The following is a 25,934-nucleotide window of genomic DNA, read 5'->3' as shown; positions in this document are numbered from 1 at the left end:
CGTCACGGCGCGTTCTGCGCCCCGCGCACCGATGTCTCACTTCCCGGCGGTTCGGCGCAGTGCGCCTCGGAGTTCAGCGGTAGCGGCGCCATCTCGTTGCCGGCGCGCTTCGGAGTCTCCTCGTACCCGGCCGTGCATGGCAACGGGTCGAAGGCGTTGAGCGCGAGCCCGAAGTGCGCCTTGCCGTCACCCGGCACGACGCTGTTGGAGTTGGCCACGACCCCCGGGTACAGCGTCATGAGCTGCTCGATGCCGTCGTTGTGGTCCGCCAGCACTTCGGACGTTCCGGTCAGGTTCCGCAGCAGCGGGCCGAGTTGGTCCTGCTCGTCGAGGAATCCGCTGACCTGGCGGGCGGTTTCGGGCGACTGCTGCACGAGCCCCCGCAGGTCCGGATCGGACTCCTCCAGCTCCGCCGACAGCGCGCGGAGGTCACCGCTGAACGACTTGATCGCCGAGGACTGCTCGTTCTGCGTGGCCAGCACGGCGCGGCTGTCCTCGATCAACCGCTTGGTCTGCGGCAGGTGCCGCTGCGCCTCGGCGGTGAACTCGCTGGTGGTGTCCAGCACGGTCTGCAGGTGCCGCCCGTTGCCGCGGAAGGCGGTGCCGAGTTCGGACACCACCGTGCGCAGCGAGTCCTTCGGGACCGACTCGGCGAACGAGTTCAGGTTCATCATGAGGTTCTGCACCGGGAGCGGCGTGCTGGTGCGCTCCTCCTCGATCACCGCCCCGTCCGCGAGGTACGGCCCCCGGTCGTTCTGCGGCCGCAGGTCGACGTACTGCTCGCCGACGGCCGAGCGGTTGGCCACCACGGCCCGCACGTCGCGCGGGATGGGCGGCGCGTCCGATTCGATGTTCAGCGGCACGGCGATGCCGTCCTCGGTCAACCGCAGTTCGCCGACCCGCCCGACGGGCACACCGCGGTAGGTCACCTCGGCGTTGGCGAAGATCCCGCCGGTGCTGGCGAGTTTCACGGTCACGTCGTAACCGCGCGCCCACAGCACCTTGTCCAGGCCGGCGTAGGTGGCGCCGGTGTACCCCACGCCGAGCAGCGCGATGACCACGAACGCGAGCACTCGCAGGCGGACTTTGCGCGTCAGCATCAGTTACCTCCGAAGAGCCCACCGAGGAGGCCGTCGCCGCCCCCGCCGTCGCCACCGCCGTCGTCGGGCTGCTCCGAGGGCTGCGGCTGCTCGCTCGGCGTGGGAACGGGCTGCGTCGGGGTCTGCCGCCCGTCGTCCCGCTCGGGTTGCCCCACCGGCGGGTCCCCGGGTTCCTGCCCCAGCGGCAGGGGCAGGTCGGGCGCGCGCAGCAGCGGCTGCTGCGAGCGCCCCAGGTTGCCGATGATGCGGGTGAGGTTGAGGTCCACGTCCGCGTACAGGTTCACGTAGTCGCTGCCCTTGATCCCCTCGACCGCGTTGTCCGGGAACGGGAAGGTCGCCAGCACCTCGAAGGACTTCGGCAGGGCGCTGCCGGCCTCGGCGAGCTTGCGCACCGTCGGAGCGAGCTGGTTGAGGTTGTGCACCACGTCGTCACCGCCCCGCTCGACCACGTCGGTGGCCACTCCGGACAGTTCGTCGAGCGAGCGCAGCATCGCGACCAGGTCCTCGCGCTGCTGGTTGAGCACGCGCAGCCCGGGCTCGATCTCGGTGAGCGCCTTGTCGATGCTCTGCCGCTGGGCGTTGAGCTTGGCGCTGAGCCGGTTGACGCTGTCCAGCGCCCGCGTGATGTCGTCGCGCTGCGCGTCCAGCCGTGTCACCAGCTCGTCGATGTTGTGCAGCAGTTCCCGCGCGTCGGACTCCCGCCCGTCCAGCGCGGTGTTGAGCTCGGAGGTGATGCTCTGCAGCTGCGCCACACCGCCGCCGTTGAGCAGCATGGACAGCGCGCCGAGCACTTCCTCCACCTCGGGGCTGCGGTTGGTGCGCTCGACCGGGACGAGCGCGCCGTCGCGGAGCTCGCCCCGAGGGGCCTCCGGTTTCGCGGGTGCGCTCAGGTCCACGTACTTCTCCCCGAGCAGGCTGGACTGCCGCAGCCGGGCGACGGCGTTGGCCGGGAGCTCCACGTCGCCGTTGAGCTGCACGGTGACCTCCGCCAGCCACGACTCGCCGGTCAGCCGGATGTCCGACACCCGCCCGACGGGCACGTTGTTCACGCGCACGCCCGAGTTCGGCACGAGGTCGAGCACGTCCCGGAAGTGGATCCGCACCTGGTAGGGGTCGTTGCCCACGTCCGCGCCGCCGGGCAGCGACATGTCGTAGACACCGCGGAATCCGCAGCCGCCGAACACGGTCACGGCCAGCAGCAGGGCACCGATCACCCGGAGGCGGTGTCCGCCACCGGCGCTCGTGCGCGTTCCGGTTCGCGGGTGTGCGCTCATCGGCCACCTCCGGAGTTCTGCCCGTTCTGCTGCCCGCCGAGCAGCGGCAGCGGCGGCAGGTCACCGTTCTGCGCGGAGTTGATGATCTCGGCCGGCGTGCCGCCGGGCTTGCGGGTGCCGCCCCGCTCCGCCAGGGCGTCGCACTGCCGCGAGACCTGGCCCGGCACGTCGTCCGGGGAGCGCTTGCTGAGCAGCTTGCACACCGCGGCCAGCGGGGGCTGGTTGAGCTCGTTGATCACCGCGCGCGTGTCCAGCGTGCCGGAGGCGCCGTTGTAGGAGTTCGCCAGGTTGCTCAGCGCCAGCGGGGCGTTGCTCAGCGACTCGTCCAGCGCGGCGCGCTGCTCGACCAACGTCTTCGCGACCGTGTTCAGCTGGTCCACGTTGGACTTGAGCTCCTCGCGGTTGTTCTTGAGGAAGGAGTCGACCTTCTCCAGCGCGACCGTCAGCTCCGCCATCGCGGCCGTGAGGTTGTGCCGCTCGTCGGCCATCAGCGAGCTGACCTCCTGCAGCTGCGAGTTGAACCGTCGCACCTGGTCGTCGTTGGCGCGCAGCATGGAGCTGAACTTCTGCAGGTTGTCGACGGTGGCGAACAGCTCCTCGCTGCTGCCCTGCATCGTCCCGCCGAGCTCGCCGAGGTGCCGCAGCGTCGTGGCCAGCTTCCGACCGTTGCCGTCGAGGTTCTCCGCGGCGGTGTCGAGCAGCTTGCTCAGGTCGCCCCGCGAGTTCGCACCGCCGGGCCCGAGCGTCTTCGTGATCTCGTTGAGGCTGCTGTAGACCTGGTCCAGCTCCACCGGTGTGGCCGTGCGCTCCGGCGGGATCATCGCGCCGTCCGAGAGCTCCGGCCCGCCCGAGTAGGTCGGCGCGAGCTGCACGTACCGGTCGCTGACGACGGTGGGCGCCACGACGACCGCGCTGGCGTCCGCCGGCAGCGCCACGTCCCGGTCGACGTCCATCTCCACCCGCACGCGTTCGCCCTGCGGCGTCACGTCCGAGATGGATCCGACCGGAACGCCGAGCACGCGCACGTCGCCGCGCGGGTAGACGCCGACCGCCGAGTCGAAGTAGGCGGTGACCTTGCGCTGCGTGGCGCCGAAGAACAGCCACCACCCGGCCACCGTCGCCGCCAGCAGCACGACGAGGGCGACCGCCAGCAGGCTCACCCACGCCGGCCTGGACAGCCGCGGAGACACGCTGCTCATGGTTGACAGCCCTTCTGGTTGATCGGACCGACGGCGGGCGGCAGCAAGCCGCAGATGTAGGTGTCGAACCACCGGCCGTTGCCCAGCACGTTCGCGAACAGGCGCGTGAAGGGCGCGAACTTCTCCAGGCTGCGATCCAGGTTGTCCTGGTTGCGCTGCAGCATCTTCGTCACGCGGTCCAGCTGCTCCAGCGCCGGTCCGATCTGCTGGTTGTTCTCGTCGATCAGCGCGGTCAACTGCTGCGAGAGCTCGCGCGTGCCCTGCAGCAGGGAGTGCACGGAGTCGCGCCGGCTGCGGATCTCCTGCAGCAGCAGGTTGCCGTCCTGCAGCAGCCGCTCGAACTCCGCGTTGCGGTCGGAGACGGTCTTCGACAGCTTCTCGGTGTTGCTGAGCAGTTCCTTGAGCTTCGCGTCGCGCTTGGCGATGGTCTGCGACAGCTGCGAGAGCCCGTCCAGCGCCCCGCGGACGTCGTCCGGGGTTCCGGCGAACGTCTCGGACATGGTGCGGAAACTGCGCGCCAACTGGTCCGTGTCGACCTTGTCCACTGTGGTGGACAGGTCGCTGAACGCCTCCATGACGTCGTAGGGGGCCATGGTGCGCTGCAGCGGGATCGGCTTCGAGGAGTTCAGCTCCTGCGAGCCCTTCGGGTCGAGCGCCAGGAACTTCTGCCCGAGCAGGGTTTTGACCTTGATCGCCGCGGCGGTGCGGTCACCGAGCCAGGTGTCGCTGACGCGGAAGTCGACCCGCACCCGGTCACCGGCGAGCTCCACGCCGGTGACCTCGCCGACGCGCACGCCCGCGACGCGGACCTCGTTGCCCGAGGCCAGGCCGGCGGCCTCGCTGAACTCGGCGGAGTACGCCTTCCCGCCGACCAGCGGCAGCCGCTCGAAGTTCATGGCCAGCAGGAACGCCAGCACCAGCACGACCATCCCGGCCAAGCCGATGGTGAAGGGATTGCGCTGCGTGAACGGCTTCATCGCTGGCACCTCGGCTGGGTCTGCGGCATCACGGGCAGCGGGAGCTCGGCCTCGCCCACGCCGACGGTTCCTTCCGCCTGGCACAGGTAGAAGTTGAACCACGATCCGTAGGAGGCCGTCCTGCCGAGGGTGTTGAGCTTGTCCGGCATGTTCTGCAGCACGCGCTCCGTGGTCTTCTCGTGCTCGTTGAGGTTGGCCGCGGTGTCCTCGAGCCCGGCGATGCTCCGCTTCAGACCCGGGCGGGAGCGCTCGGCCAGGTCGGCGGTGGTGTGCGTGAGGCCGTCCATGGCGGTGACCGCCTCCCCGATGGCCCGCCGGTCGTCCGCCAATCCCGAGGTGAGCTCCTGCAGCTGGCCGATCGTCGCGGACAGCTCCTCGTCGCGGCGGTTGACCGTGCCCAGCACCCCGTTGAGGTTGTTGATCACCTGCCCGATCACCTGGTCCTTCTCCGCGATGGCGGTGGTCAGCGAGGCGATGTGGGTGAGCAGGCTCTCCACGGTGCCGCCCTCGCCCTGCAGCACCTGGATGATCTGGTGCGAGAGCTTGTTGACGTCCTCCGGCGACAGCGCCCGGAACAGCGGCTTGAACCCGCCGAGCATCACCGTCAGGTCCAGCGCCGGCTTGGTGCGCTCCAGCGGGATGGTCGCCCCCTCCGGCAGGTACTGGTTGGGGTCGCCCGCGCCCTGCTCCAGCGCGATGTAGCGCTGCCCCACCAGGTTCCGGTACTTCATCGTCGCGGTCACCGAGGAGGGCAGCCGGCGGTCGGTCACGCTGAAGTCCACTTCGGCGTGGCGGCGGTCGACGACTTCGATGCTGTCCACCTGGCCGACCTTCACCCCGCTGATGCGGATGTCGTCGCCCTCGTTGAGGCCCGTGACATCGGTGAACCGCGCGCTGTAGCTGCGCGAACTGCCGAAGGTCTCGTTCGCGATGGTCATCACGAGCACGCCCATGGCGAGCACGGTGACCAGCACGAACACGAGGAACTTGGTCAGCGGGGCTGCGATCGAGCGGCCGTTCATTCGTAGCTCACCTCCGTTCCCCGCAGCACCGGGCCGACCAGCAGCGAGCTCCACCCGGGCACGTCACCGGACGGCCGGCCGAGGTTCGGGGCGACCAGTGTGGACACCCACGCGGCTTCCCGCGGCGAGTTCTGCGTGCCCAGCCCGGCGGAACTGGGCTGGGTGCTGGCCGGTGCCGTGGACGCACCCCCGTCCTGCCCCCGGTCCTGGCCCTGCGCACCCGGCGGGATGAACGGTTCCGCACCGCCCGGCGGGTACACGCCGTCCTGGATCGGCTTGGACGGGGCCGGCGGTTTCGACCCGTCCTTGAACGGGCCGTCCGGCGGGTACTCGGGCATCGGTTCCGGCATCGGCACGAGGTTGTAGCAGCGCGGACCGCGCTTGTCGTTGAACTCGGGTTCGTCCTGGTTCGGCTCGTACTTGCCGCGGTGCGGGACGACCTCCAGCTTGACGTGCAGCCCGGGCTCGTCGGTTCCCTCGCCGAACGCCTTGCGGATCCGCGGCACGTACTGCGCCATCTCCTCGAGGAAGCACGGGAACTGCGGCGAGTACTTGGCCAGCACGTCCAGCGTCGGCCGCGTCCGCTCGCCGAGGCGGACCATCGTGTCGCCGTTCTTCTCCAGGAACTCCGTGGTGTCCTGCGAGGTGGTGGTCAGCTGACCGGTCATGTCCCGCAGGTTCCTCTTCTGCTCCACGACCGTCCGCGCCGTGGTGCTGAAGTTGTCCAGCGCCCGCACCACGTCCGGCGCCGCCTGCTCGTACGTGCGGGCCACGCCGACGAGTTCGCGGAGGTTCTGCTGCAGTTCCGGCACCGCGGGGTTCAGCCCGGACAGGTAGTCGTTGAGCTGCGTGATCGTCCGCCCGATCTGCTCGCCGCGCCCGTTGAGCGCCTGGTCCACCGCGTTCAGCGTGGCCGCCAGGTCGTCGGGCTGGACCGCCTGCAGCAGCGGCATCGTGTTGGACAGCACCCGCTCCAGCTCGATCGAGGCGGGGCTGCGGTCCTGCTGGATGGTCTGGCCGCTGTGCAGCTCCTGGGTGGAGGCCTGCTCCGGCAGCTGCAGGGAGACGTAGCGCTCGCCGAACAGCGTCTGCGGCAGCAGCAGCCCCGAGACGTTGCTGGGCACCTTGCCGGCGTGCTCCGGCTCGATGGACAGGTGCACGTCCGCGCCGCCGCTGGTCGGTTCGATCCGCTCGACGCGACCGACGATCATCCCGCGCACCTTGACGTCCGCGCGCGGCAGCAGCTGGTTCGCCGTCCGCTGCGCCTTCATCACGACATCCACAGTGGACTCGAAGGCGCGGTTGTAGAACGCGAGCGTCAGCGTCACGAACAGCACCACGCACATCAGGAAGGCCACGCCGAGCAACCGGCGCCGCACCGTGGTCCCCACCGTCTGCCTGCTCATCCCGTAATCCGAACCGTCGTCGTGGTGCCCCAGATCGCGAGGCTGAGGAAGAAGTCCAGCAGTGCGGTCGTCACGATCGCCGTGCGGACCGCGCGCCCGACCGCGACACCGACGCCGGCCGGACCGCCGCTCGCGCGGTAGCCGTAGTAGCAGTGCGTCATGATCACCACCACGCTGAAGATCAGCACCTTCCCGAACGACCAGAGGACGTCCTCGGGCGGGAGGAACAGGTTGAAGTAGTGGTCGTAGGTGCCCGCCGACTGGCCGTAGCCGAACACCGTGATCGCGCGCGCGGCCACGTACGAGGTGAGCAGTCCCAGCACGTACAGCGGGATCACCGCGACGAATCCGGCGATCACGCGCGTGGTCACCAGGTACGGCAGGCTCGGCACGCCCATGACTTCCAACGCGTCGATCTCGTCGGAGATGCGCATCGCGCCCAGCTGCGCGGTGAACCCGGACCCGACGGTGGCCGACAGGGCCAGACCGGCCACCAGCGGGGCGATCTCACGCGTGTTGAAGTACGCCGAGACGAACCCGGAGAAGGCCGAGGTGCCCAGCTGGTCCAGGGCCGCGTAGCCCTGCATGCCGACGACCGTGCCGGTGAACACGGTCATGCCGACCATCACACCGACCGTGCCGCCGATGACGGCGAGCGCCCCGCTGCCGAAGCTCACCTCGGCCAGCAGCCGCAGCGTCTCCTTGAGGTAGCGCGCGACCGCCTTCGGCACCCACACCAGGGCGCGGACGTAGAACGACATCTGGTCGCCCAGGTCGTCCAACGTCTCCAGCGGTCGCCGTAACACGCGTCGTGCGCGTTGGGAGATCGTCACCATGTCTGCGTTCCCTCGCCGTCACATGCCCTTCGGCGGCACGAGCTGCAAATAGACCGTCGTCAGAATGAAGTTCACCGCGAACAGCAGCAGGAAGGTGATCACCACCGACTGGTTCACCGCATCTCCCACGCCCTTCGGACCGGGCGGCGGGTTCAACCCCCGGTAGGCGGCGACGACACCCGCCAGGAACCCGAACGCCAAGGCCTTCACCTCACCGATCCACAGGTCCGGCAGCTGCGCCAGCGCGTTGAAGCTCGCCATGTAGGCGCCGGGCGTGCCGTCCTGCATGATCACGTTGAAGAAGTAGCCGCCGAGCACGCCGACCACCGAGACCATGCCGTTGAGCAGCACGGCGACGAGCATCGCCGCCAGCACCCGCGGCACCACGAGGCGCTGGATCGCCGAGACGCCCAGCACCTCCATCGCGTCGATCTCCTCGCGGATCTTGCGCGAACCCAGGTCCGCGCAGACCGCGGATCCGCCCGCGCCGGCGATGAGCAGCGCGGTGACGATCGGACTGGCCTGCTGGATGATCGCCAGGACGCTGGCCGCACCGGTGAACGACTGGGCGCCGATCTGCCGGGTCAGCGATCCGAGCTGCATCGCGATGACCGCGCCGAACGGGATCGACACCAGCGCGGTCGGCAGGATCGTCACGCTCGCGATGAACCAGCACTGCTGGATGAACTCGCGCAGCTGGAACGGACGTTTGGGCAGGTTCCGCCCCACTTCGAGCGCGAGCGCGAACAGCCGCCCGGTCTCCCGGACGGCCCCCGCCCCCGGCATGCGCGTTCCGGCGGGCTGACTCACCGGGCATCCCCCCGCTTCCGGCCGAACCAGCGACGCCGCGACGGCTGCTCGTCCTCGGGTTCGTAGCCGACCGTCCACGGTGGCGGCGCCGGTTCACCACCGGCTGCCGGGCCGGACTGGCCCTCGCCGTGCGGGTTCGGCTCCGGGCCGCCCGCGGACGGGTCGGCGTCCTGCTGCGGGACCCGGGCCACCGCCCCGGCGTCCAGCGATCCCGACCACGCCTCGTGCGAAGCGGCGGGCCGGACCGGAGCGGTCGGCGCTTCCGGCTGCAGCCACTGCCCCTGCGCGTGCCTGCCCTGCGGTTCGCTCTGCGGGACCTGCTGCGCCGGTTGCCCGCCGTCCGGCCGGGGCTGTTGCGCCCCCTGCGGCGCGGGATGCTGCCGGCCGTCGACGCCGTAGCGGGCGCGCTCCTCGGGCGTGAGCGTGTTGAGGATCTCCTGCTGCGCGGCCGGGTCCAGCCCGCCGAGCTCCTGCATCACGCGGTCCTTGCGCCGCACCACGGCTGCGCGGTCGGGCACCCCCGGCGAGACGCTCAGCTGCGGGATGATCTGCGGCAGTCCCTCGTGCTGCTCCCCGAGCTCGGCCATCTCCGCGGCCATCTGCCCGGTGTCCTTCTCCTCGCTCATCCCGATCGGGCCCGCCCGCCGGCCGTTGAGGAACTGCTCGACCACCGGTTCGGTCGAGGTCAGCAGGAGCTCCCGCGGGCCGAACATGACGAGGTTGCGCCGGAACAGCATGCCGATGTTGTCCGGAACCGTCCGGGCGGTGTTGATGTCGTGCGTGACGATCAGGAACGTGGAGTCGGTCTGCGCGTTCAGATCGACGATCAGCTGGTTGAGGTAGGCCGTCCGCACCGGGTCCAGCCCCGAGTCCGGCTCGTCGAAGAGAATGATCTCGGGGTCCAGCACCAGGGCGCGCGCCAGCCCGGCGCGCTTCTTCATTCCGCCGGAAATCTCGCCCGGCAGTTTGTCCTCGGAACCGACGAGACCGACCATGTCCATCTTCTCGCCGACGATGTTCCGGATTTCGCCTTCGCCCTTCTTGGTGTGCTCGCGCAGCGGGAAAGCGATGTTGTCGAAGAGGTTCATCGACCCGAACAGCGCGCCGTCCTGGAACAGGACGCCGAAAAGCTTCCGGATCTCGTAGAGCTCGCGCTCCGAGCAGGTGCAGACATCGACCCCGTTGATGAGCACCTGCCCCTCCTCGGGCTTGAGCAGTCCCACCAGGGCCTTGAGGAACACCGATTTCCCCGTGCCCGAAGGGCCGAGCAGCACGCTGATCTCACCGGGAGGGAGATCCAGGGAGACACCCCGCCAGATGGTCTGCGACCCGAAAGACTTGGACAGCCCGTCGACGGCCACCTCGACGCCCATCCGGACCTCCACTTCCCTCGCTTCGCGGCAACCGGGAGCGCCCCCGGAATCCGCAGCCTGCCAAATGTGACCCGGTTAACCGAAGGTCTATCGCGTCACACCTGTGCAACGAGTGCGGCGCACGGAGGTTACTGGCGAGTTCACCGAAGTCGGGCCGGCGGTAACCGGACGTTTTCCCGAATCCCGGGAATGGCCTCGGTGCGCACCGGAAACACCTCGCGGCGGCCCCGGCGGAGGAGGGCGGGATCCGACGCAAAAAAGTGGACACCTCCCTTCCGGGAGGTGCCCACTTCGCGTTCTGCGCCGGCGAATGCGTCAGCGCGGAACGAGTCGACTCACTTCAGGGTGACCTGACCGCCGGCCTCTTCCAGCTTGGCCTTGGCGTCGTCGGCCTTCTCCTTGTCGACCTTCTCCAGCACCGGCTTCGGCGCCTCCTCGACCATCTCCTTGGCCTCCTTCAGGCCCAGGCCGGAGACGATCTCGCGCACGATCTTGATGACCTGGATCTTCTTGTCGCCGGCACCCTCGAGGATGACGTCGAACTCGTCCTGCTCTTCCTCTTCCTCGGCCTCGCCGGCGCCGGCGGCCGGGGCGGCCACCGCCGCGACCGGAGCCTGGGCGCTGACGTCGAAGGTCTCCTCGAACTGCTTGACGAACTCGGAGAGCTCAAGGAGGGTCATTTCCTTGAAGACGTCGAGCAGTTCCTCGTTGCTCATCTTGGCCATGGTGGCGTTCCTTTCGATCAGTGCCCGCGCACGGGCAGTAGCCGGGTGTGCGGATGGCGGAACCGGCGTCCGCCGGGGTCCGCGACGGTCGAGTTCGCCGAAGCGGACTCAGGATTCCTTCTTGTCCTTGAGCGCACCGGACAGGCGCGCGACCTGCGCGGCGGGCTCGGAGAACATGGTCGCCGCCTGGTTGAGCTTGGCCTTCATCGCACCGGCCAGCTTGCCCAGGGTGGCTTCGCGCGAATCCAGGTCGGCGATCCGCTCGACCTCGGACACCGACAGCGGGCGGCCGTCCATGTAACCGCCCTTGATCACCAACGCCTGGTTGGCCTTGGCGAACTCGCGCAGCGCCTTCGCCGCGTCCACCGGCTCGCCCCGGATGAAGGCGATCGCGGTCGGACCGGTGAACAGCTCGTCCAGACCCTCGACACCGGACTGCGCGGCGGCACGCTTCGTCAGCGTGTTCTTGCTGACGCGGTAGGTCGTCTCCTCGCCGAGGTTGTTCCGCAGCTGCGCCAGCTGCGCCGTGGTCAACCCGCGGTACTCGGTGATGAGCGCGGCGGTCGACTCGTTGAAGTGCTCGGCGATCTCGTTGACCGCCGCGACCTTCTCGGGCTTCGCCATGTCGCCTCCTTTCTCCCTTTCCGACTGTCGTCCGTCAGTCGGGCCCGGAGACGACAAAACGCCCCGGCGCAGCGAGAGCACGGGGCGTATCAGCACATGCGGGCACTGATGGCCACGTTCCTCCTGCGCGGGCCGCCCGCCTCTCACGGGACCTTCGTTTCCCCTGCGGCCGGCATCCGGCGCGGCGGGGAAAGACCAGCGGTCATCGGCTGGAATCGCATCCCAGGGTACGTCAACCGCGCAGGCTGGTCCGCACCGGGGTCACCGCCGGTCAGCACCGGTGCGCACCCGCGAGCAGCTCCGCGCCGGGCCGCTCGGGCACTGGTGACCGCGCGCCCGGCGGGCGGCATCATGATCGGCGTGGCCGATCCGAACGAACACCGCTCCGCGCCGCACTCCCCGGGCAGCGGCGAGATCGAACCCGCCGAGCCCCTCGAGGCCGAACTCGTCGAACCTCCGCGCGACTCCGCGAGCGCAGCCCCCGCACCGCCGACCGGCGCGGACCAGCCGGACGGCGGCACCACCGATCCCGCGGCGACCGACGACGAGGAGTACCGCCAGTACCAGGAGTTCCTCGAGTTCCAGCGGTTCAAGCGCTGGCAGCGCGAGCAGGGCGGCCAGCCCGGCGACCTGGCCGCACCGCCTCCGGCCGCACCACCACCGGCCGCGGCACCGCGCACCCCGTGGTGGAAGCGGATCCTGCGGCTGTTCCGGTTCACATTCGTCCGGCGCCTGGTGTACCTGGTCCTGCTGATCCTGCTCGTGCCGCCGGTGCTGCAGCACGTCCTCACCGGGTCGAGCGGCTCCGGCGGAGGCGGCGGCACCGGCGGGGGCGTGCCGCCGGGCTCGGTGCCCATCACCTCCACCAACCCGCAGCGGGCGGTCGCGGGCGTGTACAACTACCTCCGCGGGGACGACCCGGAACGCACCTGCCTGCTGTTCAGCCCCTCCGGCAAGGCCGCCTTCGCCAGCGAGCACGGAGCGCAGGACTGCGCGAGCGCCGCACGCCGGCTGCACGAGCGGATCACCAGCGGTGGGCAGTACGCCAACCCCTCGTTCGCGGAGAACGCGGTGGAGGTCGCCGAGCCGGAAGCGGTCGTGTACGGCTGCCGCGTGCGCACCGGCGGCGGCCCCGAGCTGGGCAGCTTCGGCCTCACCCGCCAGGACGACGGCGGCTGGCTGATCTCCTCGTACGACCGCAGCGCCCCCGCATGCCAGTAGCCCGTGCGCAGCGACCGCGCGGAGCGGCTGGTCGTGCGCTCGGCCGCACCGCTCCGCCGGGCGAGCGGCGAAGCCGCTCGCCTCTCCTGCCCCCGGGCGATCGGCTTCCCCCGGACGCGGGCTTCTTCGGAGGAACGCACAACGACCTGCGGCGTGTCGCGGCGCTCGTTCGTCGTCCGCGCCGATTGTGCCCCGTGATCGCGCGGCCCTAGGTTGCGAGCCGATCCGGTCACCGCCGAACCGAGGAGGACAGGTTGGCCGACGACTCCACCGCGCAGCAGCCGCCCGAGCGCACGGGGGACTCCGAGCCCCGTCCCGAGCTCCCCGGGGCGACCGCGCCCGGGCCCGCGGAACGCGGCCCCGGCGGGGACGACCTCCCCGCGCGGGGAGCTGCGGACCGGGGCTCCGGGACAGGTGACCGGGGATCCGGGGAGTCCAGCGCCGGTGGCGGGGTGGCCCGCCGCCGGTTCCTCGCCGGTGTGGGCGCGACCGCCGCGGGCTTCGGGTTGCACACCACGGCCGAGGCGCAGGCCTCCGGGAGCCCCGGCGATCCCCCCGGTCCCGAACGGTTCCGCGCCGATCCGCTGCTGCTCGCGCCCGAACTCGTCCTGCTGCCGGACGGACCGACCCGCGAGCAGGCCGTCCTCGTCGCCGGCGGCGAGTTCCGCGACATCGGACCTGCGCAGCGGCTCTCCGCGAGGCACGGCACCGAGCCGGTGCACCTGCCCGGGCAGCTGCTCATGCCCGGCTTCGTCGACGCGCACCACCACCTCACGCAGAGCTTCGGCAAGGCGCAGTCGTTCGGCCAGCCCTCCGAGGTGTTCAAACAGATCTGGGAACCGCTGGAGCAGGCCCTCGACGAGGACACCGCCCGCACGGCCGCGAAGCTCGCGGCCCTCGAAGCGCTGCGCGGCGGCTTCACCACCGTCGCCGACGCCGGGACGCGCGCGCCGGTGGACGTGGGCGTGCTGGCCGAGGCCGCGCACGAGACGGGCGTGCGCTGCGTGCTCGGGAAGGTGTGCTCGGACGGCTCCGGCGGGCCGGAGCACCTGGCCCGCTGGGAGTCCGACCGGCTGGTGCACCCGTCCCTGGCCATCCCCGTCCCCGGGGATGCCACCGCCGAGGTGATCACCCGGACGGCGAAGCTGTGCGCCGAGGCGGGAGCGGTGTTCCAGATCCACCTCAACGAGCACCTCGCGGCCGTCGAGCGCTCGCTGCGGAGCCACGACCTGCGCCCCCTGGAGTACCTGCACAGCATCGACGCGCTCGGGCCGCAGACGCTCGGCGCGCACACCACGCTGCTGTCCGCGGAGGAGCTGCGGCTGCTCTCCGACACCGGCACGGCGATCAGCTACAACCCGGTCGCCAGCGCGTGGAAGGGCAACTCGGTGGCACCGGCGAACACGATGGCAGCGCTGGACGTGCGCTTCGGGATGGGCACCGACGGCACCCGCGGTGACGGCTTCCGCATGGTCGACGCGGCCGAGACGGCGCAGCTGCTCACCACCGGCCTGCGCAACGGGGACACCGTTGCCGGTGCGGGCGAGCGGTGGTTGAAGCACGCGACGGCGCTCAGCGCCGAAGCGGTCGGTCTCGGCGGGACCACCGGTGAGATCGCGGTCGGGCGCGCCGCGGACTTCCTCCTCGTCGACCTCGGCGTCCCGGAGCTCACGCCGTCGTGGGATCTGCCGTGGGAGCTCGTGCGCCTGGCCAACCGGGACCAGATCACCGCGGTGGTCGTCGACGGGCAGCTGCGGTTGTGGCACGGCTGGCCGCCGGACTGGGACGGGCCCGGTTTCGTCCGGCACGCGGCCGCGGTGGGACGCGAAGTCCTCCACCGCGCCCAGGTGGAGCGCGTGGACCCGCGCGCCCGCCCGTGAGCGAGGCCGGGCGCACGGCCCGGTGCAGGAACACCACCATCGAGTGCTCCCCGGAGTGCACTCACCCCCGATCGCGTGGGGATGATTTTCAATTTTCCTGAAAATTGCGAGCCGTCCCCACACGATCAGAGCAGGGGTCGTTCACGAGCGGAGCACCGCCCGCGGAGACACGAAGTCCCCCGGCCCCTCGGGCCGGGGGACTTCCAGAACCGTGGTGCGGGGCCGGATCAGGCCTCCGCCAGCTTCCGGGTCATGTTCGGGTCGACCGGGATGCCGGGGCCCATCGTGGTCGTGAAGTTGACCTTCTTCAGGTACCGCCCCTTGGCCGCGGTCGGCTTGGCCCGCAGGATCTCGTCCAGCGCGGCCTCGTAGTTCTCCACCAGCTGGTTCGCGTCGAACGACGTCTTGCCGATGATGAAGTGCAGGTTCGACTGCTTGTCGACCTTGAAGTTGATCTTGCCGCCCTTGACGTCGGCCACCGCCTTGGCCACGTTCGGCGTCACGGTGCCGGTCTTCGGGTTCGGCATCAGCCCGCGCGGGCCCAGCACGCGCGCGATCTTGCCCACCTTGGCCATCTGGTCCGGTGTGGCGATCGCCGCGTCGAACTCGAGCCAGCCGCCCTGGATCCGCTCGATCAGGTCGTCCGAGCCCACCGCGTCCGCGCCGGCCTGCTCGGCCTCGTTGGCCTTGTCGCCGGACGTGAACACGATGACGCGGGCCGTCTTGCCCGTTCCGTGCGGCAGGTTCACGGTGCCGCGGACCATCTGGTCCGCCTTCCGGGGGTCAACTCCCAGCCGCAGCGCCACCTCGACGGTGGCGTCCATCTTCGCCTTCGAGGTCTTCTTCGCCAGCTCCACCGCCTCGTGCGGGGTGTAGAGCCGATCGCGGTCCACCAGCTCGGCGGCCTGGTTGTAGGTCTTGCTGCGCTTCGCCATGACTGTCCTCGCTGCTGAGTCAGATGTGGTTGGTCGGGCCAGCGCCGGCCCTCCCACGCCCCCGCCTTCCGACCGGCGGGGCGTCCGGCTCGACCGGGTCGAGCCGCGGGGTCACGCGTCGATGGTCAGACCCATCGACCGGGCAGTACCGGAGATGATCTTCTCCGCCTGCTCCATGCTGCTGGCGTTGAGGTCGACCATCTTCCGCTCGGCGATCTCGCGGATCTGGTCCTGGGTGACCTTCCCGACCTTGTTGTTGTGCGGCGTCCCGCTGCCCTTCTGCACGCCGGCTGCCTTGAGCAGCAGCTTCGCGGCCGGCGGCGTCTTCAACTTGAAGTCGAAGGACCGGTCCTCGAACACGGAGATCTCAACAGGAACCACATCGCCGCGCTGGTCCTCGGTGGCGGCGTTGTAGGCCTTGCAGAACTCCATGATGTTCACGCCGTGCTGACCCAGCGCCGGGCCGACCGGCGGAGCCGGGTTGGCCTGGCCGGCCTGGATCTGCAGCTTGACGATTCCTGCAAGCTTCTTCTTCTTGGGCGGCATTTCGCTTCCTCGCTATCCGATCACCCGGTCCCGGCCTGCCCCGGAACCGAATCTGGCGGGGCCACCCGGTGGCCACCCGCCACCGCGCGCACTGCCGTGCCGCGCGTCGTTGGCCGTGCTCCTGCTGCGGAGCCGGTCAGATCTTGGAAACCTGGTTGAACGACAGCTCGACCGGCGTCTCCCGGCCGAAGATCGACACCAGCACCTTGAGCTTCTGGGCGTCGGCGTTGACCTCGCTGATCGTCGCCGGCAGCGTCGCGAACGGCCCGTCCATGACGGTGACCGACTCGCCGACGGCGAAGTCGACCTCCACGGCCGGCTGCTGCGCGGCGGCCTGCTGCTGCGGCGCGGCCTTCTTCGCCGTCTCGGAGCCCTTGGCGGGCTGTTCCGCCTGCGGCGCGAGGAACTTCAGCACCTCTTCCAGGCTGAGCGGGGACGGCTTCGAGGTCGCCCCCACGAATCCGGTGACGCCGGGCGTGTTCCGCACCGCGGCCCAGGAGGCGTCGTTGAGCTCCATCCGCACCAGGATGTAACCAGGCAGCACCTTGCGGTTCACCATCTTGCGCTGCCCGTTCTTGACCTCTGCGACCTCCTCGGTCGGCACCTCGACCTGGAAGATGTAGTCCTCGACGTCGAGGGTCTGCGCCCGCATCTCGAGGTTGTTCTTGACCTTGTTCTCGTAGCCGGCGTACGAGTGCACGACGAACCAGTCGCCGGGTGCGCGGCGCAGGGCATCGCGCAGCTCCTGGACCGGGTCGGCTTCGCCCTCCTCCGCGGAGGAGTCCCCGGCGGCCTCGTCCGCAGCCGCCTCGTCCGCGCTGGTCCGGTCGCCCGCGGAGTCCTCCTCGGCCGCCTCCGGGACGGCCGGCTCGGCGGCGGTGTCGGCCGATTCGGCAACAACCGAGTCAGCAGCCGACGCCTCGCCGACCTGTTCGGCCTCGGCCTGCTCGCTACGGCCGGTCAGTTCCTGGCCCTCGTCGGAGGTCACTGTCGGTCTCGCTTCCTCTCGTGCGTTGCGTGCCGGGTCGAAGGGCATCCGCCGTCCCGCCGCGCGGAGCCGAGGTGCTCAGCCGAACAACCAGAGCACGCCCTTCGCGATGAGCAGGTCGACCCCAGCGATGAACGCCACCATGACGCTGACGAACACCAGCACCACGAGAGTGTAGGTCACCAGCGACTTCCGCGTGGGCCAGATGACCTTACGCAGCTCGCCGACGACCTCACGCAGGAAGCGCCCGATCTTGTGGAACGGCGAAACCCGGCCCTGCCGGCCCTCCCGCGGAGGAGTGGGCCGACCCTTCGACTCTGTTGTGCGCGCCGAGTCGGAGCCACCCGGCACCGACTCACCGGTACGGCCCTTCCGACCGGCCGAGCGGGCGGAGGCGCGGCGCTGGCGCCGCGCCGCGGCGCTGGACGGGCGGGAAGTCCCCTCGGACTCCCCGTTCCGGTCCTGCTCGCGGTCCTCGCTCACGGAACTCCTCCGCTCACCGTCGCATCGACGCAGGGGTGACAGGACTCGAACCCGCAACCGCCGGTTTTGGAGACCGGTGCTCTGCCAATTGAGCTACACCCCTTCGCAGCCCGCGGGCCACGACATCGGGAAACCACCACCCCGCCCACATCGCCTCGCCCGCGCGCAGCGGACTGCGTGCGGCGGGATCGCGGGTGAAGGTCTCCCGGATCCAAAAGTGTACGGCACACCACGCGCGGGCTGACACGGCACCCCCTCACCCGCGCCGGCGGCCGCGTTTCCCGAGCGGACAGCGGTGCACTCCCCGACACGCCCGCGCCGCGCACGCCGAGCCGGAGATCCGGCGGACGGGCCCGTCTGCCAGTATGCAGCCATGGCCGCACCTGAACCAGCAACCCGGAACGCAGCACGGGTCTCCGCGCGCATCGGAGGCATCACCGAGTCCGCCACGCTCGCCGTCGACGCCAAGGCCAAGGCCCTCAAGGCCGAGGGGCGTCCGGTGATCGGCTTCGGCGCCGGCGAACCCGACTTCCCCACCCCGCAGCCGATCGTCGAGGCCGCCGCGGCCGCGTGCGCCGATCCCCGCAACCACCGCTACAGCCCCGCCTCCGGGCTGCCGGAGCTGCGCGAGGCCGTCGCCGCCAAGACCGCGCGGGACACCGGCTACCGCGTCGACGCCTCGCAGGTGCTGGTGACCAACGGCGGCAAGCAGGCCGTGTACCAGACGTTCCAGACCCTGCTCGACCCCGGCGACGAGGTCCTGCTGCCCGCGCCGTACTGGACCACCTACCCGGAGGCGATCAAGCTCGCCGACGGGACGCCGGTCGTGGTCGGCGCCGACGAGTCCACCGGCTACCGCGTGACCGTCGAGCAGCTCGAGGCCGCGCGGACCCCGCGCACCAAGGTCCTGCTGTTCAACTCGCCGTCCAACCCCACCGGTGCCGTCTACCCGCCCGCGGAGATCGAGCGGATCGGCCGCTGGGCCCTCGAGCACGGCATCTGGGTGGTCACCGACGAGATCTACGAGCACCTCGTCTACGGCTCGGCCGAGAACGCCTCGATGCCCGTGCTCGTGCCCGAGCTGGCCGACACCTGCGTGGTGCTCAACGGCGTGGCCAAGACCTACGCCATGACCGGCTGGCGGGTCGGCTGGATGATCGGCCCGGACGACGTGGTCGGGGCCGCCGCGAACCTGCAGTCGCACCTGAGCTCGAACGTCACCAACGTCGCGCAGCGGGCGGCGCTCGAGGCCGTCAGCGGACCGCTGGACGCGGTGGCCGAGATGCGCACCGCCTTCGACCGGCGGCGCCGCACGATCGTGCAGATGCTCTCGGAGATCCCCGGCGTGCAGTGCCCGGAGCCGGAGGGCGCCTTCTACGCCTACCCCTCGGTCAAGGACCTGCTCGGGCGTTCGATCCGCGGACGGCGCCCGGCCACGAGCGTCGAGCTCGCCGAGCTCGTGCTCGAGCAGGCCGAGGTGGCCGTGGTGCCCGGCGAGGCCTTCGGCACCCCGGGCTACTTCCGCATGTCCTACGCGCTCGGTGACGAGGACCTCGCCACCGGCGTCCGCCGGATGGGCGCCCTCCTCCGCGAGGCGGAGTAGGAGGGTCCTCGGATCGGCCGGTGCAGCGGGTCGGGTGGGAGGGATCCCGCAGCGAGGCCGCGCTGCGGGAACCCCGACATCGGGTAGCCGCGGGGGAGTCCGCGGACTCCCTAGGCGGGCAGGCGCACGGTGGCGCTGGCACCCCCGAGCACGCCCTGCCCGCCGCTGCGGGCGGTGATGGTGATCCGCACCGTGCCGGCCTCCTCGTCCTTGGCGGCGACCTTGGCCCCGACGTCGAGCACCGCTCCGGTGTCGTCGTCCGGGACGACGACCGGCCGGGTGAACCGGACGGCGTAGCGCACGACCGCGCCGGGATCGCCCGTCCAGTCGGTGACGACCCGGCCCGCCAGGGCCATGCTCAGCATGCCGTGGGCGATCACGTCCGGCAGGCCCACCTCGGTGGCGAAGCGCTCGTTCCAGTGGATCGGGTTGAAGTCCCCCGAGGCCCCCGCGTACCGCACCAGGTCGGCCCGGGTCACCGGGACGTGCAGCGCGGGCAGCTCCTCGCCCACCGCAACCTCGGACATCCGCGGCATCATGCGTCCCCTTCCGCTGCCGTCCCGCGCGCCACGAGCGTCGACGTGGCCGTGCACACCGGTTCCCCCGACTCCGTGCCGATCTCGGCGCGCACGGTCAGGAAGTCGTTGCCGGCGCGGGATTTCACATCGTCCACGTGCACCGTGCTGACCAGCCGGTCCCCCGCGCGGATCGGCCGGTGGTGCAGGAACTCCTGCTGACCGTGCACCACGCGGCTGTAGTCCAGGCCGAGCTCCTCGTCCGCGACGAGCGCCTCCTGCGCCCGCATGGACAGCAGCACGGCGAAGGTCGGCGGTGCGATCACATCGGCGTACCCGGCCGCGCGCGCGGCCTCGGAGTCCCGGTGCAGCGGCGAGGGATCGCCGATCGCCGCGGCGAACTCGCGGATCTTCTCCCGCCCCACCTCGTAGGCGTCGCCGGCGGGGTACTCACGTCCTGTGAATGACTGATCGAGCGGCACGTCCGGAAGGTTACCCGCGCGCGTTCCGGCCGGTTCCACCACCGGGGAGGCCCGCGCGGCCCGGCGCTGCGGACACCCCGCCCCGCGGGAGAACCAGTGCTGCCGGCAGCCCCGCGCCGCGGGCAACCCGGTACTGCTGGGGGATCCCGCGCCGCGGGAGACCCGGCGCACACGCGAAGAACCCGCCGCCCGGGCATTCCGGGGGCGGGTTCTCGATGGCTGGTTACCGCTGGCTCAGCGGGTTTCCTTGTGCACTTGGTGCCGACCGCAGGTGTTGCAGAACTTCTTCAAGTTCAACCGGTCCGGAGTCTTCCGGCGGTTCTTGTTGGTGATGTAGTTGCGGTTCTTGCACTCCTCGCACGCCAGCGTGATCTTGGGGCGAATGTCAGTGGCGGCCACGGGAGGTGCCTTTCTCTGCTCGGTCTGATTCCTGGACGGTCCTGGCGGACACGCCGGGGACCCAACTCATGGTAGCGGTGGCCGGACTCGAACCGACGACACAGCGATTATGAGCCGCTTGCTCTACCGACTGAGCTACACCGCCATGCCTGGGAATCCCGGCCAACACAGGATATCCCATGCCCAGCGACCACGGCACTCGACCCTGGAGCACCGCAGTCGCTTGTCGAGCCCCAATGCGGACTCGAACCGCAGACCTTCGCCTTACCATGGCGACGCTCTACCGACTGAGCTATTGGGGCGTGCTCCGTGCGGAGCGATTCATACTTTACACACCCCGCGCTCGCGGACGTGCAGCGGGGTGGGTTTCCCGCGATTTCGCTGGGCACTCCCGCCGGGCCGCCCGGCGCGCAGCTCGCTCCGGCACCGCCCCGGCCGCGGCTCACGCCCGCGGCAGCAGCGTGAGGACCTCCTCGCCGCCGGGGACGGCGTCCCGGGCGGTGCGCGCGTCCAGCCACGCCTCGAACCGCTGCTCCGACAGCGGTCGCGAGATCAGGTAGCCCTGCCCCACGTCGCAGCCCATCTCCACCAGCTGCTCCCGGGCGGCGTCGTCCTCCACGCCCTCGGCCACCACGGCCAGGTGCAGCGAGTGCCCGAGCTCCACGATCGAGCGCACCACCGCCATGTCCGACAGGTCGGTGCCCATGCCGAGCACGAAGCTCTTGTCGATCTTGACCTCGTCCACCGGCAGCCGCCGCAGGTAGGCCAGCGAGGAGTACCCGGTGCCGAAGTCGTCGACCGCCAGCACCACCCCGAGGGCGTGCAGCCGCCGCAGCACCGGCAACGAGCGCTCCGGATCCGCCATCACGCTCGACTCGGTCAGCTCGAAGGTCACCAGCTCCGGCGGCACCCCGTACCGGTGCAGCCCCTCGGCGACCCGGTCCGGGAACTCGGCGTCGCCGAGGTTGCGCACCGACAGGTTCACCGCCACCGACATCCGCATGCCCCGGTCGAGCCACTCACGCACCTTGCGCAGGGCGCACTCCAGGACGAACGCCGTCAGCGCGTCCACCAGGCCGGTCGCCTCCACCACCGGCACGAACTCGTCCGGATCGAGCCGCCCGTACTCGGGGTGCGACCAGCGCACCAGGGCCTCGGCGCCGATCACGCGGGACCGCGGCAGCGAGACCTTCGGCTGGTAGTGCACCTCCACCTGCCCCGAGTCCAAGGCGTGGCGGAACTGCGTCACCAGCTGGAACCGGCGCAGGAACACCTGGCCCATCGCGGGCGCGTAGCCGCGCACCCCGTCCTCGCCGCTGCGCGCGGCCCGCAGCGCCATGTCCGCGCGCTGCAGCAGCGTGTCCACGTCGGTCTCCGGCTCGCCGTCGCCGGGGTGGGTCGACACGTACCCGACCACAGCCGTGGCCTCGATCACGATGCGGTCCAGCGGGTACGGATCGCTCAGCGCGCCGTGCAGGCGCTCGGCGGCCGCGTGCGCCTCCTGCTCGGTGTGGTCGAGGAGCAGCACGGCGAACGAGTCCCCCTCCAGGCGGGCCAGCGGCACCGCGCCGAGCTGCTCGCGCAGCCGCTCGCCCACCGCGATCACGAGGCGGTCGCCCCACATGTGGCCGAGGGCTTCGCTGACCGTGGTGTGCACCTCCAGGTCCACCCGCAGCACCACGGCCCCGCGCCCCCGGTCCGCCCACCGCCCGGAGGCCAGGTCGGCGATGTGCCCCGCCGCGACCTCGCAGAACCCGGTGCGGTTCAGCAGCCCGGTCAGCGGATCGTGGTAGGCGTCGTGCCGCAGCCGCGCCAGCAGCCGCCGGTTGTCCAGCGCGGTCGCCAGGTGGCTGGTCAGCGTGTGCAGCAGGCGCACGTCGGCGCGCCCGAAACCGCGCCAGCGGCTCAACCGGTCGTGCACCTCGATCGTGCCGAGCAGCTGGTTCGCCCCGCGCAGCGGCGCGGCGAGCGTCTCGTAGGCGCCGCGCCGGGCCAGCGCCCCGCGCACCTCCTCGGGCGCATCGCCCACGCGGTACGAGCGGACGTGCTCCCCCGGCAGCAGCGAGAGCGGATCGCCGGCGGGCAGCTCCGCGGCCTCCGGTGGCAGCTCCTCACCGGCGACGACGGTGCGGTGCTCGCTCCGCCGGTGCCCGTTCCGGCGGTGCTCGGTCGGGGCGGGCGCGGAGCCGCCGGCGGGCGGGTGCGCGCGCTTCCAGTACTGCTCCGCGCCGGTGGCCGTCCCCTCCTCCGCCCGGTTCGGGTCGGTGAGCAGCCGCAGCACGACGCGCTTGGCGTTGAGCTGCTCGCGGATGCGCTCGGCCATCGGATCCCACTCCGCGGCCCAGCCCTCGTCATCCCCGCTGCGCGCGTCGCGGGAGAAGCGCGCCGTCTGGCCGGAGCGGGCCACGCGCAGGCTCACGTCGCTGAGCGTCTCCAGGTCCCGCTGCTCCCGCAGCAGGCCGGAGTAGGCCCAGTAGAGCACCGCCACCCCGGTGGCGACGAGCACCACCAGCAGCCACCCCCAGGCCGTGCTGCGGGTCACCTCGTAGCCGACGAGGCCGACGGCGGTGTTGAACAGCCCGACCGCCAACGTGCGCACGGCCAGGCGCACGCCACCGGAGATGCGCATCGGCCCGCCCAGCACGTACACCGCGGCGAGCGCGCAGCCGCAGCTGATCAGCGAGGACATCAGCGTGCCGACCACGGGACCGAACCACTGCGGGGCGAGGCCGAGCAGCGCCCGGTTGAGCGCGTGGGCCGCGGCGAACGGCAGCGCCGTCTCCAGCAGGAGGACGCCGGAGTTGTACACCGCGTGGGTCGCCGCGCGCCTGCCCAGGTTCGCCGCCAGCCCCGCGCCGACGTTCGCGATCAGCACCACTTCGAACGGCGCGACCAGCATCCCCATCAGCAGGGGGATCTCGGTGAACGAGATCGTCCAGCCGACGCGCCGCACGTCCACGTCGATCGTGAACCGCTCGGCGAGCAGGAACCCGAAGAACAGCGCCGGGGCGGCCAGGAAGAGGCCCCCGTCGTAGTGGAACGGCAGCCACCAGGAGACGAGCGCCGCGACGACGAGCCCGCAGCCGAGCACCGCCCCGGAGAACTTCCGGAACCGCCTGCGGCGGACCGGGTCCGCATCGGAGCGCACCGGGGGGCGCACCTCCGCGTCGGAATGCGGCGGGCGGTGACGTTGGATCATCAGCGCACCTCCCCGCCCGCTGGTCCGGGCCCACCGGTCCGGTGGGACCCGGCTCGACGAGCCGGGTCCCGCCGCACGAACAGCGTCCGACGGGCTGATCCTCCCCCACGAACAGCGGATGAGGCCAGACTGCGCGCTGCCCGCACCCGCGGGAGGGGGGCGCGCAACGCGCACCGCGTCCGGGACCCCGCGATGACCTGCTCCGAACGCCCGCCGGAGGGGGAACCCGGGCGGTGTGACAATCATCAGCACAACGCAGCCGGGAGGGCACGTTTCGCGTTCCTGCGGGCACGTTCCGTAGCGTGCGGGCGGCCGCGGGGGCTCAGCCCGGCTCGAACTCGTCGAGGAAGTCCCGCGCGGCCCGGTCGAGGTCGGCCAGTCCGGACTCCTCCACCGGCACGTGCCCCGCGCCCCGCAGCGGCGCGTACCGGGTCGGCCCGCCCGGGGCCACGTCCATCCGCGCGAGGAACGCGCGGGAGACCGCGGGCGGCAACCACCGGTCCTCGTCCGGGCAGGCCAGCAGCAGCGGCGGGCCGGTGTACACCTCCGGCGGCACCACCGGCGCGCTGCCCAGGCAGGTGCGCGCGAGGCGCAGCGGCAGCCCGCTCGCCCCGCCGAGCGGGTCGGCCAGCACCAGCTGCGCGAACCGGCTGTTGTTGCTGACCGCGGCGAGGTTCGCCACCCACGTCATCGGCACGCGCACCGCGTCCAGCGGCGGGGGGACGAACGGCAGCGCCCGCGCCCACCGGGCGTAGCCGGGGTGCGCGGCCAGCCTCCGGCGCACCGCCGGGTGCCGCGCGTCGGCCAGGCAGGTGGCGATCACCGCCGCCACGTCGGCGCCCGCGGCGGCCACGTCGTAGGCCAGACGACCGCCGGTGCTCAGCCCGAACAGCACGACCGGGCGCGGGTCGCGGGCGCGCTCGGCCCGCACGAGCAGCCGCAGGCACTCCACCCACCGGGTGTAGCTGGCCGGGCAGCACCGGTCGCGGTTCTCGCGGCTGAGCCCGAAACCGGGCAGGTCCGGGGCGAGGAACTCGTACTCGGAGAGCCCCGGCAGGCGGCCGAAGGGTGCGAGCATCCGGCCGTAGGTGCCGACCCCGTGCAGCACGAGCAGTTTCGCCCGGGCCTCCGGGCGCGCGACGCGGTCGAGGTGGATCCGCCCGGCGCACCCGCGCCACCACTCCTCGTCCGGCGCGCCGCCCTCGGGCACGCGCAGCGCTGTCGGGAAGAACTCCTGGTACCGCCGCCAGTGACCGCTGTCGCGGTAGGTGGGGCCGGCCATGTCGCCGGCGGTCGAAGCGCACGAAGGCACACCCCGAACATAGGACATCGGGGCGGAACGCGAAGTTCGCGCAACCGCGGCCTCCGGGTGGCGCAGGGGCCTTCGGACGTTCGGAGCAGCCCGCTGCGCCCGGCGGCGATCCCCGCGCGCCCGCAGCCGGCCCGGCACGTCCGCAGCGCGGGCGCGGCCCCCGAGCGCGGTGGCACCATGCACCTGGATCCTCCCGGGCCCGGTGTCCCGGGAACGGGGTGCTGCTGCGGTGCGGCGAAGCAGGAGGGATGACCGGTGCGGCTGTCCGCGGAGCAGGCCCGCTGCTGGTTCGGCGGGGCGCGCGTGGCGCGGTTGGCCACTTCCGACGGGACGCGTCCGCACCTGGTCCCGGTGACCTTCGCCGCCCGCGGCGACCAGGTCGTCACCGCGGTCGACCACAAGCCGAAGAGCGGCCGGCGGCTGCGCCGGCTGCGGATCATCGAGGCCAACCCGCGCGTGTCGCTGCTCGCCGACCACTACGAGGACGCGGACTGGAGCCGGCTGTGGTGGGTGCGCGCCGACGGGACGGCGGCGATCTCCACCGCCGCCGAGCACCCGGAGCTGGTGCGGGCGCTGTGCGAGCGCTACGAGCAGTACCGCCGGCAGCCGCCCTCCGGTGAGCTGATCGTCGTCACCGTCGAGACCTGGAGCGGCTGGTCCGGCGGCGCGTGAGGGGCGGGGCTCACCCGGGTTCGGTGTGGAAGACCAGCTCGTCGGCCTTCGCCAACCCGTCGTCGAGGGCGCGGCGCTCCTCCGCCGGCAGCGACTCGGCGAACCCCTCGCCGCCGGCCCGGGCGAGCACCATGAGGCGCTTCGCGATGCCGCGGGCCTGCGACAGCCGCACGTGCTCGGCGGCGAGCTCCTCGCGGGAGGTGTGGATGAGCTTGCGGTAGCGGTGGTTGAGCACGGCGCGCTCGTCGACCACGTCCAGCGCCGCGGACAGCTCACCGAGCTCGGCGGTGGCGACCTGAATCTCGCGCGGGTCCGACACGGTCCCACCGTACTGGCCCGCGCGGTGGCGGCGG

25 protein-coding genes and 3 tRNA genes are annotated in these 25,934 nt (G+C 71.5%); 4 read left to right on the top strand and 24 right to left on the bottom strand.

Annotated features, from left to right (window positions below):
* Nucleotides 1–2: 2 nt before the first annotated feature.
* From ACYVJE_RS10125 to rplJ, 11 genes are all read right to left on the bottom strand, one after another.
* Nucleotides 3–1,100 carry an MlaD family protein gene (locus ACYVJE_RS10125; protein ID WP_459157401.1) on the bottom strand — a complete coding sequence of 366 codons (1,098 nt, stop codon included), beginning with the start codon at nucleotides 1,098–1,100 and terminating at the stop codon, nucleotides 3–5.
* On the bottom strand, nucleotides 1,100–2,374 hold the full coding sequence (locus tag ACYVJE_RS10120) for an MCE family protein (protein WP_461144270.1): 1,275 nt from the start codon (nucleotides 2,372–2,374) through the stop codon (nucleotides 1,100–1,102). Before ACYVJE_RS10120 ends, ACYVJE_RS10125 begins: the two co-directional genes overlap by 1 nt.
* On the bottom strand, nucleotides 2,371–3,573 hold the full coding sequence (locus tag ACYVJE_RS10115; protein WP_461144269.1) for an MCE family protein: 1,203 nt from the start codon (nucleotides 3,571–3,573) through the stop codon (nucleotides 2,371–2,373). Before ACYVJE_RS10115 ends, ACYVJE_RS10120 begins: the two co-directional genes overlap by 4 nt.
* Nucleotides 3,570–4,550, bottom strand: coding sequence for an MCE family protein (locus ACYVJE_RS10110; RefSeq protein WP_459157404.1), 981 nt, complete (start codon nucleotides 4,548–4,550; stop codon nucleotides 3,570–3,572). Before ACYVJE_RS10110 ends, ACYVJE_RS10115 begins: the two co-directional genes overlap by 4 nt.
* Entirely contained in the window at nucleotides 4,547–5,572 is a 1,026-nt protein-coding gene (locus ACYVJE_RS10105; RefSeq protein ID WP_459157405.1) for an MCE family protein, read from the bottom strand. The genes ACYVJE_RS10110 and ACYVJE_RS10105 overlap by 4 nt, the downstream gene beginning before the upstream one ends.
* Entirely contained in the window at nucleotides 5,569–6,978 is a 1,410-nt protein-coding gene (locus ACYVJE_RS10100) for an MCE family protein (protein WP_461144268.1), read from the bottom strand. The genes ACYVJE_RS10105 and ACYVJE_RS10100 overlap by 4 nt, the downstream gene beginning before the upstream one ends.
* A complete protein-coding gene (locus ACYVJE_RS10095) occupies nucleotides 6,975–7,814 on the bottom strand; it encodes an MlaE family ABC transporter permease (protein ID WP_459157407.1) in 840 nt (279 codons plus the stop codon). Before ACYVJE_RS10095 ends, ACYVJE_RS10100 begins: the two co-directional genes overlap by 4 nt.
* A gap of 18 nt (nucleotides 7,815–7,832) precedes the next feature.
* Nucleotides 7,833–8,600, bottom strand: a complete 768-nt coding sequence (locus tag ACYVJE_RS10090; RefSeq protein WP_459160085.1) for an MlaE family ABC transporter permease — start codon at nucleotides 8,598–8,600, stop codon at nucleotides 7,833–7,835.
* 20 nt (nucleotides 8,601–8,620) lie between these two features.
* Nucleotides 8,621–9,997, bottom strand: coding sequence for an ABC transporter ATP-binding protein (locus ACYVJE_RS10085; protein WP_461144267.1), 1,377 nt, complete (start codon nucleotides 9,995–9,997; stop codon nucleotides 8,621–8,623).
* 335 nt (nucleotides 9,998–10,332) lie between these two features.
* Nucleotides 10,333–10,722 carry a 50S ribosomal protein L7/L12 gene (gene rplL / locus ACYVJE_RS10080; RefSeq protein ID WP_459157409.1) on the bottom strand — a complete coding sequence of 130 codons (390 nt, stop codon included), beginning with the start codon at nucleotides 10,720–10,722 and terminating at the stop codon, nucleotides 10,333–10,335.
* 108 nt (nucleotides 10,723–10,830) lie between these two features.
* Entirely contained in the window at nucleotides 10,831–11,346 is a 516-nt protein-coding gene (gene rplJ / locus ACYVJE_RS10075) for a 50S ribosomal protein L10 (RefSeq protein ID WP_459157410.1), read from the bottom strand.
* 360 nt (nucleotides 11,347–11,706) lie between these two features.
* Between rplJ and ACYVJE_RS10070 the strand changes: the two genes are divergently transcribed.
* Both ACYVJE_RS10070 and ACYVJE_RS10065 read left to right on the top strand, forming a co-directional pair.
* The gene (locus tag ACYVJE_RS10070; RefSeq protein ID WP_461144266.1) at nucleotides 11,707–12,567 is read left to right on the top strand and encodes a hypothetical protein; all 861 of its coding nucleotides are present in this window, start codon (nucleotides 11,707–11,709) and stop codon (nucleotides 12,565–12,567) included.
* 254 nt (nucleotides 12,568–12,821) lie between these two features.
* On the top strand, nucleotides 12,822–14,447 hold the full coding sequence (locus ACYVJE_RS10065) for an amidohydrolase family protein (RefSeq protein ID WP_461144265.1): 1,626 nt from the start codon (nucleotides 12,822–12,824) through the stop codon (nucleotides 14,445–14,447).
* Between the two features lie 227 nt (nucleotides 14,448–14,674).
* Here the strand turns inward: ACYVJE_RS10065 and rplA are convergent, their stop codons facing one another.
* From rplA to ACYVJE_RS10040, 5 genes are all read right to left on the bottom strand, one after another.
* Nucleotides 14,675–15,382 (bottom strand): 50S ribosomal protein L1, encoded by a 708-nt coding sequence (gene rplA / locus ACYVJE_RS10060; RefSeq protein ID WP_459157413.1) that lies wholly within the window; start codon nucleotides 15,380–15,382, stop codon nucleotides 14,675–14,677.
* Nucleotides 15,383–15,493: 111 nt separating this feature from the next.
* The gene (gene rplK, locus ACYVJE_RS10055) at nucleotides 15,494–15,928 is read right to left on the bottom strand and encodes a 50S ribosomal protein L11 (RefSeq protein ID WP_459157414.1); all 435 of its coding nucleotides are present in this window, start codon (nucleotides 15,926–15,928) and stop codon (nucleotides 15,494–15,496) included.
* A 136-nt stretch (nucleotides 15,929–16,064) separates the two neighbouring features.
* Nucleotides 16,065–16,916, bottom strand: coding sequence for a transcription termination/antitermination protein NusG (gene nusG, locus ACYVJE_RS10050; RefSeq protein WP_461144264.1), 852 nt, complete (start codon nucleotides 16,914–16,916; stop codon nucleotides 16,065–16,067).
* Nucleotides 16,917–16,994: 78 nt separating this feature from the next.
* The gene (secE, locus tag ACYVJE_RS10045) at nucleotides 16,995–17,399 is read right to left on the bottom strand and encodes a preprotein translocase subunit SecE (protein WP_461144263.1); all 405 of its coding nucleotides are present in this window, start codon (nucleotides 17,397–17,399) and stop codon (nucleotides 16,995–16,997) included.
* 30 nt (nucleotides 17,400–17,429) lie between these two features.
* A tRNA-Trp gene (locus tag ACYVJE_RS10040) sits at nucleotides 17,430–17,502 on the bottom strand.
* A 270-nt stretch (nucleotides 17,503–17,772) separates the two neighbouring features.
* Here ACYVJE_RS10040 and ACYVJE_RS10035 point away from each other — a divergent pair.
* Nucleotides 17,773–19,002, top strand: coding sequence for a pyridoxal phosphate-dependent aminotransferase (locus ACYVJE_RS10035; protein WP_461144262.1), 1,230 nt, complete (start codon nucleotides 17,773–17,775; stop codon nucleotides 19,000–19,002).
* Between the two features lie 110 nt (nucleotides 19,003–19,112).
* Here ACYVJE_RS10035 and ACYVJE_RS10030 read toward each other — a convergent pair whose 3' ends face one another.
* From ACYVJE_RS10030 to ACYVJE_RS10000, 7 genes are all read right to left on the bottom strand, one after another.
* The gene (locus tag ACYVJE_RS10030) at nucleotides 19,113–19,541 is read right to left on the bottom strand and encodes a MaoC family dehydratase (RefSeq protein WP_459157418.1); all 429 of its coding nucleotides are present in this window, start codon (nucleotides 19,539–19,541) and stop codon (nucleotides 19,113–19,115) included.
* On the bottom strand, nucleotides 19,538–19,999 hold the full coding sequence (locus ACYVJE_RS10025) for an FAS1-like dehydratase domain-containing protein (RefSeq protein WP_461144261.1): 462 nt from the start codon (nucleotides 19,997–19,999) through the stop codon (nucleotides 19,538–19,540). Before ACYVJE_RS10025 ends, ACYVJE_RS10030 begins: the two co-directional genes overlap by 4 nt.
* 234 nt (nucleotides 20,000–20,233) lie before the next feature.
* Entirely contained in the window at nucleotides 20,234–20,398 is a 165-nt protein-coding gene (gene rpmG, locus ACYVJE_RS10020) for a 50S ribosomal protein L33 (RefSeq protein ID WP_459157420.1), read from the bottom strand.
* A gap of 69 nt (nucleotides 20,399–20,467) precedes the next feature.
* A tRNA-Met gene (locus tag ACYVJE_RS10015) sits at nucleotides 20,468–20,543 on the bottom strand.
* A gap of 84 nt (nucleotides 20,544–20,627) precedes the next feature.
* Nucleotides 20,628–20,700, bottom strand: a tRNA-Thr gene (locus tag ACYVJE_RS10010).
* 140 nt (nucleotides 20,701–20,840) lie between these two features.
* Nucleotides 20,841–23,597, bottom strand: a complete 2,757-nt coding sequence (locus ACYVJE_RS10005) for a putative bifunctional diguanylate cyclase/phosphodiesterase (RefSeq protein ID WP_461144260.1) — start codon at nucleotides 23,595–23,597, stop codon at nucleotides 20,841–20,843.
* A 322-nt stretch (nucleotides 23,598–23,919) separates the two neighbouring features.
* Complete coding sequence (locus ACYVJE_RS10000; RefSeq protein WP_461144259.1) at nucleotides 23,920–24,909, bottom strand: alpha/beta hydrolase; 990 nt, start codon at nucleotides 24,907–24,909, stop codon at nucleotides 23,920–23,922.
* Nucleotides 24,910–25,164: 255 nt separating this feature from the next.
* Between ACYVJE_RS10000 and ACYVJE_RS09995 the strand changes: the two genes are divergently transcribed.
* Nucleotides 25,165–25,581 carry a TIGR03668 family PPOX class F420-dependent oxidoreductase gene (locus tag ACYVJE_RS09995; protein WP_459157423.1) on the top strand — a complete coding sequence of 139 codons (417 nt, stop codon included), beginning with the start codon at nucleotides 25,165–25,167 and terminating at the stop codon, nucleotides 25,579–25,581.
* Nucleotides 25,582–25,591: 10 nt separating this feature from the next.
* On the opposite strand, the gene ACYVJE_RS09990 is transcribed toward ACYVJE_RS09995, so the two are convergent.
* On the bottom strand, nucleotides 25,592–25,900 hold the full coding sequence (locus ACYVJE_RS09990) for a hypothetical protein (RefSeq protein WP_459157424.1): 309 nt from the start codon (nucleotides 25,898–25,900) through the stop codon (nucleotides 25,592–25,594).
* Nucleotides 25,901–25,934: the final 34 nt, after the last annotated feature.

Source organism: Salinifilum aidingensis (genome assembly GCF_054782015.1).
The sequence above is the reverse complement of the archived record's forward strand: the minus strand, read 5'-3'. Positions and strand labels throughout refer to the sequence as shown.